This window comes from Tahibacter sp. (assembly GCF_032229445.1).
In the GTDB taxonomy this organism is placed as follows: domain Bacteria; phylum Pseudomonadota; class Gammaproteobacteria; order Xanthomonadales; family Rhodanobacteraceae; genus Tahibacter.
The window spans coordinates 134,373-150,737 of record NZ_JAVTWC010000103.1 but is presented as its reverse complement, the minus strand read 5'-3'; the positions used below and the strand labels follow the sequence as shown (position 1 = coordinate 150,737).

Sequence of the window (16,365 nt, the reverse complement as noted above, 5' to 3'; positions counted from 1 at the left end):
GCAGTGCGCGGATGTCTTCACCTTGCAACGGCCGCGGTGGCGTGTCGTGCGGCGTCGCCTCATCGACGACGAAGGCGCAAATATGGCGCGCACCGCCCTCACCGCGTACGACGGCGACGGCCGACTCGAAACCGCCGAAACGGCGCAGCGTGGATTCGATCTCGCCCAGTTCGATGCGATGACCGGCGATCTTTACCTGGTGGTCCCGGCGGCCGACGAGTTCCACGCGCCCTTGCGCATCGATGCGTCCGAGATCGCCGGTGCGATAGCGCCGCTGCGAGGTGCCCGGATACACGACAAAACTCTGCGCGGTCCGTGCGGGGTCGCCGCAATATTCCCGAGCGAGCCCGGCGCCTCCGATATGGATTTCCCCCAGCACCAGCGGCGGACAGGGCGAGCCGTCGTCGCGCAGGACCTCGATGGTCTGGTTCGGCAGCGGCAGGCCATAGGGAATGCTGCGCCACCGTGGATCGACCTGGTCGATGCGATGGTAGATCGACCAGATGGCCGCCTCGGTCGCGCCGCCGAGGCTTACGGCCAGCACCCCCGGTTGCGCGACCAGGCGTTGCGCCAGCGGCAACGCAATCCAGTCGCCCGACAGCATCACGAGGCGCAACGCCGCCGTCCCCTCGCCGGATGCGTCGCACAGACCCTCGATCAGGATCTGATACAAGGCCGGCACCGAATTCCACACACTGACAGCGTGCGTCCGCACCAGCGCCGGCCAGACACCCGGACGCTGCACTTCATCCTGCGTCGGCAATACCAGCGTTGCGCCGGCTGCCAGCGTGCCGAAGATATCGTAGACGGACAGGTCGAATCCCAGCGCCGAAATACCGAACACGCGATCATCCTGGGTGACGGCGAAAAGGTCGTTGATCGCAACCAGCGTATTGGAAACGGCCGAATGCACCATGACGACGCCTTTGGGTGTGCCGGTCGAACCCGACGTGAAAATGACGTAGGCGGGATCGGACGCATCCGTCGCGAAGGCCGTCTGCGGCAGTGCCACGGAATCCGCGAAGTCGGCAACGCGTACGTGCTGCACGCCGTCGGGCAGCGGCGGCGCGCTCGTCGATGTCACGGCGATGCGCACCGCCGCTTGTTCGAGCATCGACGCAATTCGCGCGGCCGGCAATCCAGGATCCACCGGTACATAGGTGCCGCCGGCAAGCAGGACGCCGATTGTTGCAACGATCTGATCGCTGCATTTGGGCAGGAGAATCGCCACGGGTTCTCCGCGCGCGAGTGCGGCGTCGCGCAGACCTCGGGCCATGCGGGCGCTGCGCCACAAAAGGTCACCGTAGCTGATGCGCTCGTCGCCGCAGACCAGCGCGAGACGCTGCGGCTGCGCAAGCGCGCGGCGCACGAAGGCTGCCTCGATACGCTGCGTCGGCGCCCATGCCGGCACGGCGGGCGTTTCCACAGGCGCGATTCCGAAGCGCTTCTGCCAGGACTGCTTTGGTTCGAGCAGTTGCGCAACCAGCGCCGAGTAGGCATCGAACATCGTTTCCACCAATCCGGGCGCGAATGCTCCGTCGACGCTGTTCCAGTGCAGCTGCACGCCATCCTGGCTACGCGAGGTTGTGTGATCGATGAATACCTGCGACGTCTGCGAGTGACGGAATCGTTCATGCAGCACCGCATCGTCGGAGGCCGATTCGTGATCGAGCGTGTCGGTGAAGACGAACGGCACGAACACCGGCGCGCCGCCGCCGCGCCGCCGCCCCATCTCGCGCAGCAGCGACACCGCGCCATAGGCACGGTGTTGCAGGTCAGACGCAAGACGGCGCTGCACGTAGCGAACGCGGTCAGCGAAGCTCGCCGCAGGCAGTTCCAGCTCCAGCAGCAGCAGCGACGTGAAATCACCGACGGTACGTGCGGCGTCCGGTGGCAATTCGGACCGGTCGTACAACGTCACCACGATGGAAAAGCGCGGCTCCTCCGCCCAGTGCGCCAGCGTCTGGGCGTAGATCGTCAACAACACGGCGGCTTTGGTGACTCCCAGCGCGCGAGCCCGTTCCTCCAGCCGCGTCCACGCTTCGTGACCCAGTGCCAGCGTTCGCCGACGGTACTGCGGCGAGCGCGGCGCTGCTGCTGCCGCCGGCAGTACCGGCCCCAGGCGCAAGTCATCGGCGCGTTCATGCCAGTACGCCTGCGCTGCCTGGTGGGCCGGGCTGGCGCGGCGTTCGCGCAGAAACTTCACATAGTGCGCAAAATGGAATCCAGAGGGCGCAGTCAGTGCTTGACCCAGCAGCAGGCTGCGAAACTCTTGCGCGAGGATACGACCGCTCCAGAAATCGACAATCAGCATGTCGACCGCAATATGTACCGTCGCACCCTGGGACCGGCGCGACAGACGGACGTTGAACAGCGGCCAGCACTCCGGATCGAAGGTGTGCGAACACATCTGCTGGCGCCAGTGGTCGATGTGCTGATCGCAGACAGCCGCGTCGGCGCCGCGCAGATCGCATTCGACGACGGAATAGCCCGGCGTCGCCGGCAATATCCGCTGCCGGCCGTCGGGCTCCACGACGGCGCGCAGCATCGGATGGCGCGCAATCAGCGTCGCTACTGCCGATGCCACGCGATCGGCCGCCTCGCTGGCGATATCCAGTTCGACATAGGCCGCGGTCGCGAGCCCGCCGCCGGTCAGGCTCGCGGAGCGCCCGATCCAGTACGCCTGCTGCACTTCGGTCAATCCGAACGCGGCATCGGGATCGACTGGCGATAGCGCGGTCAGCGCCGGCGCGGCCGACACCGCGTTTTCCGTCACGACGCCACGGCTGCGCAGGCGTGCGGCGCAACCGCGAAGCGACGGGTCGTCGAACAGTTCCAGCACCGGGCACGGGACGCTGAAGACATGGCTCATCCGCTCGCAGAGGCGTAGCGCCGACAGGGACGATCCGCCGAGCGCAAAAAAGGTCTGGTTCGGATCGTTCACCGCCACACCGAGTACATCGGACCACAGCGCGGCGACCGCGGCATCAAGCGGTAGCAGCGTGCCCGCAGGTTCCGCAATTGCCTGTGGTCGAACCAGGCGGCTCGCGTCAATCTTTCCGGCAGCATTCAGCGGCATTTCCGGCAAACGCACGAGCTGCGCCGGAACCATCGCAGCCGGCAGCGATTGCGTCAGGCGGCGGCGCAATTCGCTGGACTGCAGCACCGTGTCGGATCCCGCGAGGAACGTTGCCGTCCAGAACAGGGTCAGTTCGGTTTCGCCGGCCGTATTGGTACCAACCGCGCAACGGCATTGCGCGACATCAGGCCAGCGCGCGACACAGGCTTCGATCTCGGCCGGTGCAAACCGCATAGCACCGATATTGACCTGCTGATCCGCGCGACCGAGATACTCGATGCTGCCGTCGGGCAGATACCGCCCGCGATCACCGCTGCGGACTGCGCGCCGCCCGTCCTCTGCGGGCAGGAAGCGCGCCGCCGACGATGCTGCCGCACCCAGGTAGCCCAAGGCCAGATCCTTGCTTTCGATAAAAATCTCGCCCGCTTCCGCATACCCGCTACGCTCGCCGCCGGCATTGCGCACCACTACCGCCGTACCGGCGCCGGATGTTCCGAGCGGAACGACGCCTTCGCTTCGCACGGTCCAGGGCGCGCCAGCTTCGACGCACACGTACTCGCTCAGCGCCCGCTGGGATTCGGTCATGCCGTACAGGTTGACGACGCCGCAGCGCGGTGCCAGCGCTCGCAACGTTGTGACGTCGCTCCAGCGCAGCAGGTCGCCGCACAGGAATGCCCAGCGCAGCGTCGGTATCGACAGTCCGGATGGATTGTCCGTTGCCGCAAAGCGCGACATGCCTGGCGTCAGATTGACAATGGTGACTTCCTGCGCAGCCAGCCAGGGGCCAAGACGCCCCGGTGCCAGCACCGCGTCGCCGGGAATCACGAGGCAGGCGCCGATGCACAGCGGCGTAAAGACATCGCGCTGTAGCGGATCGGACATAAGGCCACCGAGCATCGCGAAACGGTCGGCTGCGTCGATGCCGAATCGCGCCGCGAGGTGCGGCAGATGCGAGGTCAGCGACGCGTGTCGACCGAGCACGCCGCGCGGACGCCCACTGCTTCCCGAGGTGAAGGTCAGACAGGCGGGCTGGTCATGCTGCAACGGCGGCCATGCGCAAGCCGGCGCATTCGACGTTGTACCTGCCACGAGGCAGGGAATCGTCGAAGCCTCCGGCAGCTGGCTGCACAGCGACTGCTCCGTGCAGATCCAGGCAGCGAGCGGCAGGTCTGCAACGCGCCGGAACCCGCGACCCGAGGCCTCCTCGGCATCGACTACCGTGTAAACAAGGCCACTTTGCAGACAGGCCAGCATCACCGCCGGCAGATGCTGGTCACGTCGCGCGAGAATGGCGACGATGGCAGACGGCGCAGCGCGCAGCGCCAGCAACTGTGCGGCGAGCGCGTCGACCCTGGCTTGCAGTTCGGCGTAGCTGACCGGGCCGTCCGCCGCGAGCAGCGCCGTGGCCGCAGGCTGGCGTGCCGCAACCGCGCGGAACAGCTCGGGTATGCAAGCCGGCACTGCACTTGCCGGCAGGCCGGCCAACGGCTCGGCAGGAGGCAGCGCCAGGGTGGCGATGGAGCGGAAAGGATCCGCGCAGGCGGCGCCGAGCACGGCCAGGAAATTGGCATGCACGCAGGCCACGGCCGGCCTGCTGAAACGATCGCTGCGCGCGTGATAGCGGATCGCAAGCCCGGCCGGTTCGCGCTCAATGTAAACATTCAGTGCATATTTCGCATCGAGCGGCCCGACGGGTATATCGCTGACCGCGAGCCCTGGCAGGAGCAAAGGTTCCTGGGCAAAATCGATGAAGTTCAGCGCAACCTGCTGCAGCGGATGCACCGTTCCCTGGGCCGGGAACGGGGCTGCGTCAAGGATCTGCGCGAGGGAAAAGCCGGCATGCGTGGAAGTGGCGACGACGTCGTCGGCCACGCGTCGGCACAGCTGCGCAAAATCCGGCACATCGGCAGTACGCACGCGCAGCGGCAGAGCGTCCAGAAACAGGCCGACCATGGCCTCGTCGCCAACCTGCACGCGATTGTTCTGGGGGCGGCAGATGATGCTGTCGCCCTGAGCGTTGAAACGAAAAAGCACGCAGCCCAATGCTGCCAGCATCAACTGGTAGACGCTGACCCCCAAACCGCCCGCACAGGTGCTGACGGCGGCTTCGAGCGTCGCCGTCAGATCAAATAGGGACTCGTGAACAACAGCTACGCCCGGATCTGGCGCGTAAGCGATCGGTACAGGCGTGAACCCGTCGAAATAGCGCGCCCAGAAAGCCGCGTCGGCGGTTTCGTGGTGCTGGCGTTGCCGCTCGACCCGCAGTGCCACATCGATGAATCGCGATACGGGCGGTGACGCAGGCATGCCGTGCGCCAGGCGCGCGCCGTAAGCGCTCGCCAGGTCGCGCTTGAGGATCTGCGCCGACCATCCGTCCGCAGCAATGTGGTGGACGACGCAGACCAGCACATGATCGTCCGGTGCACTGCGCAGCAGCCGCGCGTGGAAAACATCGCCGGCTTGCAGGTTGAAAGGCTCGGCAACGACGCGCGCGATGGCCTGGTCGATTGCTTGTGCATCCGCTGATCCGATCACTTCGATCGCCAGTACTGCGCAGTCACCTTGCCGTTCCCACTGCGCAAACTGGTCATCGCGCATGCCGTAACACGTGCGCAGCGTTTCGTGGCGCCTTATCAGATCCGCTATCGATTCACGCAGCGCCGCGATGCGCAGTTCGCCGCGCAAACGCACGGCTAAAGGCATGTGATAGGCCGTAGATCCCGGCGTCGCCAGTTCACTGCGCAAGATGCCCGCCTGATTGGGCGTGAGCGGAGCGTAGACCGGACGCGCCTCGTCTTCGTCCGGGGCCGGCGCACGCACGCCGAGCATCGCGATAAGCTCTGGTTTGTGCGCGAGCAGCGCTTCACGCAAGGGCGCATCAATGCAAGCGGTGTCGCCCAGCACGCGCAGCCGACCATTGCCATGATCCAGCCGCAGGTTGCGTTCGGCAAGTGCGTGCAGCAGTTCATCCAAAGTCATAGCTCAAGCATTCCTTGCGGGGCCACGTCCGTGGCCTTGCCTCTCAACCGCTCTACGGCGAGAAACCGATCGATCGCTCCCGCCTGCGCGGCCAGCGTCCTTGCGCTGAACAGACGCGCGATGTCCAGCTGCACGCCGCATTCCCGGCCGATAGCGCGCGCAAGCTCCAGCACAAGCAGCGAATGGCCGCCGACGGCGAAGAATTCGGACGCCGTATCGAAATCACGATGACCAAGCAGTTGTTCCCATAGCCCGGCAACCAGCCGCTCGGTAGGCGACAGCGTATCGTCCGCCGCCGGCTTAGGGCCGTGCACCTGCAGGGCGGCCAGTGCATTCCGGTCGACCTTGCCGTTGGGACCCAGCGGCAAAAGCGCAAGGACCGTGATCGTCTGCGGCACCATGTGGCCGGGCAGCGACAGCGCCAGCTGGCGCCGCAAGTCAGACCCGCAGACGACTTGCGACTGTACAAATGCGGCAATATGCGCAGTGCTGCCGCCATCGCCGAGGTGGTGGATGACAGCGGCTGCCTCCACCCCCGCCAGACGCTGCAGCGCGCTGACGATCTCGCCGAGCTCGATGCGGAAACCACGCAGCTTGATCTGCTGGTCGTTGCGGCCACGCAGGTCGAGGCGTCCGTCGGGCAGCAGGCGCGCAAGATCACCAGTGCGATAGAGCCGCTCGCCGCTTTGCCTGGCGAACGGATGCGGCAGGAATCGCTCCGCGGTGCGGGCGGGCGCCGCGAGATAGCCGCGTGCCAGTCCGCAGCCCGCAAGGTACAACTCACCGCTGCCGCCGACGGGAACCGGGCGCAGCGAGGTATCCAGAATCCAGGCTTCGCTGCCGGGGAGTACATGGCCGATGGTCGGCGCGCCGGCAGCGCCGTCGATGCGGGCAACGGTCGAATACGTCGTATCTTCCGTGGGGCCGTAGAGGTTGAACAACTGCGTGGTGGGATGCGAGGCGCGCAGCATCGGTGCCAGCTGCTCCGGGAGCGGCTCTCCGGCCACGTTCACCACTTCAACGCTGGCAGGCAGGTTTCCGGACAGCAGTAGCTCGCGCAGAGCCGAAGGCACTGTATTGATGAACCGCAGGTGCGACGCATCCGACGCGATAGTCAACGCGTTCACGTGCAGGTGCAGGCTGCCGCCACAGAACAGTGTGCCGAAAATTTCAAAGATGGATAAATCAAAACAAATCGACGTGGTGGCGGCCAGACCTTGCCACAGGTGCGGCGCATAGAACTCGCGCGCCCATTGCAGCAGTGCCTCGACTGCGCCGTGCCGGATGCACACACCCTTGGGAACCCCGGTGGAACCCGAGGTATAGATGACATACGCGACCTGCTCTGCCGCAACAGGCCCAGGTGCAACCAGGGCTGGCGATACTGCCGCGTCTGCGTCAATGGCGCAGCTCGGCAATGACCGCAAGACCTGTGGCAGCTCCGTATCGGCATCGGTCAGGACCAGCACGGGCCGCGCGTCGGCGACGACTTGCGCGATGTACTCCGCCGGGTAGGACGGATCGATCGGGACGTAGGCCGCGTCGGCCAGCAGCACCGCGAGCAGTCCTGCCACCAGCGCCGGCGAACGTCGCATCATCACGCCGACGCGCTGTTCGCGCCTGACGCCGCAGCGTTTCAACTGGGTGGCAATCGACATCGCCCAGCCGTAGAGCGTCGCGTAGTCGATGCTCACGCCATCGCAGACGAGTGCCGTCGCCGTGGGCTGCCGTTCGACCTGCCGCCACAGCGCCCCTATCCAGCCGACGCCGTCCCGCGCGGCAACGGGCGGACCCGGCCGCTGCACGCTCCACATCTGCTCGGGAACGACCACGTCGTCGCGAACATCGGCGGCATCGGCGGACGGATTGGCCAACAGTTCGCAGAGGCTGTCGGTCATCGCCCGCGCTATCGCTTCAGACATGACGTCTGCGCGGTAGTCAACCGCCATCGTCAGGCTGTCACCGGATGTCATCATGGTGACCGCGTAATGGTGGCGGCGCTGGGCGAACGCGGGTTCACGGACCCTGACGGTCCAGGGCTGCATCTGGTAGGTATCGCGTCCGAGACTGACGATTCCAGTGGGCAGCGACGGCAGGAAATTGACCAGGATCTGCAGCGGATCTGCCGCAGCGGAAATCCGCGGCGACGCGGCAGCGTAACTGTGCACCAGCGCGCTGGCGCATTGGGCGCGCACGTCGGCGACGAGCACGTCGAACGACACGCAGCGCGACACGTCGACAATGACGGGTACCGGTTCGACGCAATACCCCTGGGTGCCGGCAAAACGCGCAGGACGGCCCGCCAACGGCACGCAGATCGCCACACGCGGCTGACCCGTCCAGCGGCACACAACTGCACCCACCGCCGCAACGAGGACGGCCAGCGCCGCATCGGCGTGGCGCAAGCGATGCGCCAGCCGGCGGATCGCCGCTACCCCGTGCACCGACGGCGCCAGGCGCCGCGCAGTTCCCGCAGCGGCGGCCGGATGCGCGGCACCGGGCCATTCCACGCGCGCCGGAAAGTCGGCGAGGCGGTCGCGCCAGTAGCGCTGCGCCTTCTCGCCCTCGTGCGATGCCAGCCGATCGCTTTGCCAGGTTTCATAGTTGGCGAACGATGCGCTGGCCGGCACATCACGTGCTGCATAGCGCAGCATCAGTTCGCGCACCGCATGGATCAGCGACGTCGCATCGGCGACCAGGTGGTGCGCCTGCACGATTACATGGTCGCCGCCGTCGTCGGCAAGATAGTGCAGCCGGAACAGCGCATCAGCGGACGGGTCCAGCGCCGCATTGGCCAGACTCGATATCAGCGAGCAGGCATCAACACCGGTGTGAACGAAAAACGCCGGCGCCGGTTGCGGCGGCAGCTGCCACTCGGGGCGGCCGGTTGCGGCAGGTATCGTCATCCGAAGCAAGGGATGGGCCTTGAGGAAGGCTGCAAACGCCTGCTCGATCCGTTCGCAGGAAAGCGAGCCCGCCCATTGCAGTGGAAGGCACAGAGTCGACTCGGCCGATTGCGGCCGTTGCAGGTGATCGAGCCACAGCGCGCGCTGATTGGCAGACATCGCGCAGGCGACGAACGGCGTGACGCGCGCATCAGCGGCGGCCTCGAACGGCATCACATTGGCCGCCGCCTCCGCCAACGTGGCCGCACTGATGAGCACTGCCGCATCCAGGCACAGCCCGCGCCGCTCCAGCAGCCAGGACTGCACGCGATGGACGCCCAGCGAATCCAATCCACATTCTGCAGCAGATGCCGCAAAATCCACTATCTCATGAGGCACGCCCTGCGCTTCGATGGCGGCGGCCAGTGCGTTTTCCGACGACGTTTGCGGCATCTGGCGCTGCCGGGCGGGCAAGTGCCGCACGTTATCGCCTGTCCACTCAACGGCAATCTGTCCCCGCTGCAGCTTGCCGCTGGTGGTGCGCGGCAGGCTACCGGGTCGGACCAGCCGCACAATGGGCACCGCGACGTCGAAAGCCGCGCCGATTGCCGCGCGAATCGCCTGCGTCGCCTGGACCTCGTCCCGCTCTGCGCCGCGCTTCCATTCGGCGACGAGCCCGATGCATTCCTGGCCGTCGCGATGGGCAGCGACGGCGGCGCACGCCGTCGGTTCCAGTGCCGGGACAGCCAGGCAACTCAGCTGTTCAATATCGTGTGGATAGAAATTGCGGCCGCGCACGATCACGAGTTCCTTGCGCCGGCCGCAGACGAACAGTTCGCCGTGCTCGTCGAGGTAGCCCAGGTCGCCCGTCGCCAACCAATCGCCGCGGCCATCGGCGGTGGTCCGTCCGAAGCCGGTATCGCCGGCAGGCTGTCCGACGTAGCCGGCGGCGACGGAAGGGCCGCGTACCCATATCTCGCCAACCCGGCGCGCGCCCAGCGGCACACCGCTCGCGGCCTCCACAATGGCGACAGCATCGTCGCCGACGACATGGCCGCATCCGACGAGAGCAGTCCCCTGCCCCGCTTCCACTTTTTGCGCACGGCCCTGCGCGAGCGCGTCAGTATCGACCGATTCCAGCGTAAACCTGCGGCGCGGCGGGCCCCCGCTGACGAACAGTGTTGCTTCGGCCAGACCGTAGCAGGGAACGAATGCTTCGGCTGACAGGCCATTGTCCGCAAATCGCTCGACGAACGCCTGCGCGACACTGGCGTCGATGCGTTCGGCGCCGCAGAAGGCGACAGACCATGTGGATAAATCCAATTCACTGCATCGATCGAATCGTTCCACGCACAGCCGATACGCAAAGCTGGGCGCCCCACTGACCGTCGCGCGGAATCGTGCTATCGCTCTCAGCCAGCATTCCGGCTGGCGCAGAAACGCCGCCGGGGCCAGCAAGGCCATGTGGAAGCCGGCGTAGATCGGATTGAGCACCGTGCCGATCAGGCCCATGTCATGGAACATCGGCAGCCAACTCACGCCGACACTGTGCGCATGCGTGGCGAAGGCTGCCGTTATCCGGCGCTGGTTGGCCAGGATATTCGCGTGGCTGACCCGCACGCCGCGCGGTTGGGCCGTAGAGCCCGACGTGTACTGGAGGAACGCCAGCGCATCGGCGCCCGGCAATGGCCAGTCGATCTGGGTGTCATCTTGCGCGGGCAGGATCAGGTCTACGTCGAACAGCGGCAACTCCGCCAGCGGCGAGTGCAAAAAAGCGGCGCGGTCGCGGCCGGCCACAAGTACCGCATCAAGTCGCCCGCTGGTCTGCATGGCGGCGAGCCGCTGCCACTGTGCCGGCTTGCGCGGCACCGGCATCGGCACGGCGACCGCTCCGGCCATGAGACAGCCGACGAACGCGACGATGAACTCCAGTCCTGCCGGGAACGCAAGAAGCACGTTGGTATCGGCGAAACCCTGCGCACGCAAGAGGCGCGCCAACGCTGCGCTGCAATCCCACAGGTTGCGCCAGGAGAGCACGGCATCCACTTCCAGACCGTCGCGCAGAAACGTGAACGCAGGGCCGTCCGGGGAGCGCCGCACGTGCTCGCGCAGGCGATCGATGAGGGTGGCGCCAAGCGATGCCGCCGCAGCGGTGACCTCAGTCATGCAAGCAGATCAACCCTTCTTGTCCGGCACGGCCCACATTGATCACACCGTCCGTGAGCGCGCGTGGCTTCATGCGCACTGTGCCGCCGGCGGGCGTTCCGCCGACGATGAACGCGCCCCACACGACGTCGTGCTCGGAAAAGCCGGTCTGCGGATGGTGGAACACATAGGGCTTTGACGATGCACATTGCTGCAACAGCCATTTGTGATCACCCAGGGTCGCGTCGATATGCGCCTGCCAGCTGGCGGCATCCGAATAGCGTCCCAGCACCACGCCACGGCCGCCGTAGTCACGTGCCGGCTTGAGCACGAAGCGCTCGCGCTCGCGCAGCGCGAGTTCGCGCAGATCGTGCTCCTGCCCTTCGAAGCGAACAGGGCCCGGAAGCATCAGACTGGTCCAGGGAACCAACGCATCGGCCGCGACGATCTCGTCAGCGGTGAACCAGGCATCGTCACGCAGGGATGTCAGCAGCGCGAAGGCGCGTTTGTCGCCCGAGAAGAAGCTGGTCGGTCCGTCGAAAGCGACCAAGTGTCCAGCGGCACAGGCCGCGAACGCCTTCTGCGACACGCCATGTCCATCATTGCGGACGAGTACGTGTATCGGCACACCGTTGCAGCTCACGCCGTCTGGTTCGTAGCTCAGTTCGGACTCGTCCACAATCGTGCAGGTCACGCCGTCGATGCCCAGTGCCTGCGCCGCTTCGGCAAACCAGCGAGCGACATAAGTATCGGCAAACTCCCGATACTGCCGATTGACCAGCATGGCCAGGCCCGCACGGCCGCCGCCAGCCACTTCGTGCTGGCGCAGACAGATACGCGCGACATGATCGAACAGGTAACGCACGGTGTCCTTGCAGCGCAGCGTCAAGCCATTGCGCTGGATGAATTCTGCCGTCACTGGCGTGTTGAGGTAGATCGGCAGCCATGCCTGTGCATAGAAACCGCTGGCACCGGCGCCCATGTTCGCCTCCAGCACCTTGAAACCGTCGTCGCCGTACATGAGATCCAGGCGATAGACCTCGTCCTCATAGCGCGCCGGCACGTCCAGCACTTTCATGGCCGTCGCGACATCGGTCAGTCCCCAGAACTTCACCGCCAGCTCCGGCGACGCACGCACCAGGCGCAGCGGCATCTCGATGATCAGGCGGCCGGCAATGCGCGTGGCCTCTTCCAGGCGGTCCAGAAAGGGCGTGCCGACCAGCAGGGGGACCGGCTGATCCACCTTCCAGTCATGCAGATGCGGCATGGTTCGACCGGGCACCAGCGGACCTGGGGTGAACGGCTGCTCACGCAGGAAACGCGCGAAATCCTCCGACTCGCGCGACAGTTCGCGGTGGCTGTCGAAAGCAATGGTCATGGCGAAGTTCCTGTCGATCGGCGGAAACCCGTCGCGACCGAGTCGACGAGCAGTACACGATCAGGCAAATGGGACGAAACGAAACCGCGCGGTCGAGACGCTGGGTCGTCGGTCAGTGACTCGACGGTGACAAACACGTCTTCCGGCAGAGCGGCGGCACCAGCGAATTCGAGCGTCATGGCGCGACGCATATCGAGACCGTCGCGGAGCACGAACAGCTGATAGGCGCCAGCCTTCAGCAATGCGCCAGCGTCCAGACGCTGGCCATCGTCGAGCACGATGGCACGAAGTTGGGCCAGGACCGGTACGGCGACGGTCACGGAATGGGTTCCGGTGTGCGCGTCCAGCGTAAGCCGCATCGTCCTGCCGCTGATGTCGACCTGGCCCAGCGGCTGCGCCGCTGCGCAACACGCCTCGCCACGAACGATCTGCGGTGCTTCGGCCGCCCAGGGAAACAGCGCTGCGGCCCGCCTTTCGAATCCGGCCGGAATCGGCAGGTCATCGCCACGCAGTGTTACGAAAGCCTTCTGGATGTCGTGGCGCAGAATGCGATCGCTATTGAACGCACGTGTTCCGTCGACGTCCAGCTGCCTCACGGACGAAAGTTGTATGGCTACCGCGAGGATCAGGGCCAGGGCGAGTGCAAAGCGTCTGACCAGCGGTGAAACCAGACCCGCCAGCCCGACCCACGGCAGCCAGATCAAAATCCATAATGCGGCGCCCAGACCCGGAGCCGGCAGGCGCGAGACGCCACTCGCCAACGCGATGGCATCGTGCAGCAACAGCCAGCTCGCGACGAATGCCACTACCGGCGCCAGCAGCGGATACTGCGGCCGCAAGCACCAGGCGGCCGCAAAGGCCACCGCTGCGGCTACGAATGGCAATGCCAGGCCCGGTGCAATCCACAACAGCAGCCCAGCACACACGCACAGCGCAATCGCGACACCCGGCACCGTATACGAGGTATGTGGGCCAAAGCCGCCGAAACAGAGCAAGACCAAGGCAGGCACCACCGGCCAGAGCGCACGCGTGCCGACCTCCCCAACACCGGCCAGGCTCGCGCAAAACTCCACGGCCGCGCCCGCTGACAGCGCAACCAGGACGGCGCCAAGGACCCAGGCTGCACGAAGGCCGAGTGCGGCCAGTTGGCCCGGTTGCCAGCGACGAACTGTCGCAGCGATCAGACCGATTGCCAGCACCGCGAGGGTCCACGCAAGCCACGCTGGAATACTGAAGTCCCAGCGGCCGATACGCGTACCGATGATCGTCCTGGACGGAGTAGTCGCCGGCGAGTTCCACCAGGTCTGCGCGGCGTGGCGCAGCACGCTGACGACACGGTCGAACTGGGCCTGGGTCAGTCGTTCCACGCGATCGCCGGGGCGGTGATACCCCCCGTCACTCACCACGTGCCCCAGCGACACGCCCGCAATGCCAGCCCTGGAAAAGACCGACAGGTCCGTGGTGTTCGGCATCCACTGATATAGCGCTGCGATAGCACCGCTGTAGGAGAGGCCAGGTGACGATTGCAGCACGACGTCGAAAGTCGTTCCCGGCGAGCTGCCAAAATCGTAGGCGACCAGAGGACCGGCCGCGCCCAGCGAATCCAGGTTGACGACATAGCCGACGCGGCTGGACAGCGCATGCCCGTCGATGAAGACCTTCGCGCCGCGCGCGCCGTGCTCCTCGGCGTCGGTGAGCAGCAGGATCAGATTCCCGGACGTGTTGTCACGGATGAAGTCTGACTGCGCAAAGGCCATTACCGCTGCCACGCCAAGCCCGTTGTCGGCGGCGCCGGGACTGGCCGGCGCCGAGTCGTAATGCGCGCTGATGACCAGGGCCGGAAGCGTCGGATCCGGCAGGCGGCTGGCGACGATATTGCGCAGTGAAACGCACTTGCGCCTGTCACAGTCGGTAGCCCACTGGCTTTCTGTAGCAAATCCCGCCTGACGCAGATCGCGCTCCAGCCACTCGGCGAGCGCGATATTGCGTGGACTGCCGGTGGGATGCGGAGCCTGGTCGCCGAGCCACGCCGTCAGATACTTTTGCGCCGCGCCGCCCACTTGTGTGGCCGTGTCGTCGACCGACTCGGGCACAACACGGGACACCAGCAAAACTGCCGCGACGACGGCCGACGCCAGGGCCATGGCGACCTTGCCGGGTCGCGCGAGCCCATGCGGCGTTGGCGGCGCCGACCAATCGGCCGATACGGCCCCCGCCTGCACGCGCACAGCCGGATCGATGGCCAACGCTGCCGGAATGCGCCAGCGGTCCGCCTCGGCGATTGCGACCTGCGCTTCTTCGCCCGAGCGGCGGAAGCACCCATCCGACAGCACATACAGATGATCGGCGGTCGCGAAGAATCCTTCGTCGTGGCTGACGACGATGACCGCCTTGTTGTCGTGCTTGAGCGCCGGAATGACCTGGGTGTACAGAAAGCGGCGGAAATGCGGATCCTGATCGGCCGCCGGCTCATCGAACAGGTAGATGTCCTTGTCTTCGGCCAGGGTCGAAATCAGCGCGAGGCGTCGCCGCTGACCGGTCGACAGACGCGTCTGGCTCCAGCGGTTGCCTACCAGTGCCGTCTTGCCATCCAGGCCAAAATCCACCAACAGCGACTCAATCGCAGCGCGGCGCGGCGGCGTCAGATGCTCAAGAGACAGCGGCAGCGTCGGGAACGGGAAGTAGTCGAAGAACAGTGCCGCAAACCGGTCACGCAGATGGTGCGGCGATACGACCCGTTTTCCATCGACGAGCAGCTGGCCCGATTCCGGCGCATAGAGCCCGCAGATCAGCTTGCAGAGCGTCGATTTCCCGCTGCCGTTGCCGCCGGTAATGAAAGTGACCTCGCCACGCCGCACCAGCAGATCAATCGGCCCCACTGAAAACAGCGGCTTGCCCTGTTCGTCGCGATAGCTGAATCCGACACCGCGGAGCGCAATGCTGTCGAAAACCGGCACGGTCTCCTGGCGGCATGTGTCATCGTCGAGAACCAGTTCGTCGAGGCGGCGCAGCGCCACGCGCGCATAGGCGAAACGCTGCATGACATTGATCAGGCTACCGACTGGCCCCCGCAGATAGAACGTCACCAGCAGTGTCTGCGCGACGATGGCCCGGTCGAGCCCCAGCAGCGCCGACGGTGCATTGACCATCATCAACAGCAGCAACAGCAGGAAAATTTCCGTCCACTGCCCGGAGACTTCCCAGTGCAGGTCCGAACGCACGACTGCCCGGCGGATGGTTTCGAGCAGCCCCTGCACGTCAACTTGCAGATAGCGTGCACGACGCCGCTCACTCAGCATGAATTCCTTCTTGCCGTAGGCGAGCGCTTCGTATGCCTCGATCAGACCGTCCTGCGTGTGTCGCTCATCATTGAGGATACGTGCTGCACGACGCTGGAAGACGATGGAGACGGCTACGCCCGCGCCCGTGACAACCAGCACGAACAACACGAGCTTCCACGACAGGAACGCGACGTAGCCGATACCGCACAGCAGGAGCAGCGCACTGAACAGGGCGATGGGAACACTTGCCAGCGCCTGGGCAACCTGGAAGGCATCGACCGTCAATGCCGAATACACGCGCGGCGGACCGATTTCCTCGATACGACGCACCGACGCGTCCATGAAACGCGTGATCAGGTCACGGCGGATGCGCAGCGTCGCATCCTGCGCCAACGTGCTGAGCAGGTAGCGTGCCGAGGTATTGAGCACCAGCAGCACCAACAGCAGCAACGCGGCCGCCCAGAACCCCAGCCGCGGCGCGGACGCAGTGATGGAGCGGCCAATCTCGGCAATGACATAGATGCCGACGGCCGCCGCGACCGCGCTGAGCAGTGAGGCGACGATCATCGTCGGCAACATGTCGCGCAGCGCGAGCCAGTGGGCACTGCTTGCGCGCAC

Annotated in this window: 4 protein-coding genes (1 of these 4 cut by a window edge); all 4 read right to left on the bottom strand. The window is 65.8% G+C overall.

All coding sequences use genetic code 11. The features are described 5' to 3' along the window. Tightly spaced (each overlapping or abutting the next), the 4 genes in view from RUU78_RS18330 to RUU78_RS18315 form a layout consistent with a single transcriptional unit that may run on beyond the window. Nucleotides 1-6,058 carry the 5' portion of a non-ribosomal peptide synthetase gene (locus RUU78_RS18330; protein ID WP_313918935.1) on the bottom strand. The gene continues 473 nt to the left of window position 1, outside the view, so the window shows 6,058 of its 6,531 coding nt (coding positions 1-6,058); the start codon lies at nt 6,056-6,058; its stop codon lies off the left edge, out of view. Then, a complete protein-coding gene (locus RUU78_RS18325) occupies nt 6,055-11,109 on the bottom strand; it encodes a non-ribosomal peptide synthetase (protein ID WP_313918934.1) in 5,055 nt (1,684 codons plus the stop codon). Before RUU78_RS18325 ends, RUU78_RS18330 begins: the two co-directional genes overlap by 4 nt. Beyond that, nucleotides 11,102-12,466, bottom strand: coding sequence for a hypothetical protein (locus RUU78_RS18320; protein ID WP_313918932.1), 1,365 nt, complete (start codon nt 12,464-12,466; stop codon nt 11,102-11,104). Before RUU78_RS18320 ends, RUU78_RS18325 begins: the two co-directional genes overlap by 8 nt. Continuing rightward, nucleotides 12,463-16,365 carry a cyclic peptide export ABC transporter gene (locus tag RUU78_RS18315; RefSeq protein WP_313918930.1) on the bottom strand — a complete coding sequence of 1,301 codons (3,903 nt, stop codon included), beginning with the start codon at nt 16,363-16,365 and terminating at the stop codon, nt 12,463-12,465. Before RUU78_RS18315 ends, RUU78_RS18320 begins: the two co-directional genes overlap by 4 nt.

Bases quoted from the DNA above. Each gene is read 5' to 3' on its own strand.
- RUU78_RS18320 (WP_313918932.1), bottom strand. From the start codon at position 12,466: ATGACCATTGCTTTCGACAGCCACCGCGAACTGTCGCGCGAGTCGGAG.
- RUU78_RS18325 (WP_313918934.1), bottom strand. From the start codon at position 11,109: ATGACTGAGGTCACCGCTGCGGCGGCATCGCTTGGCGCCACCCTCATC.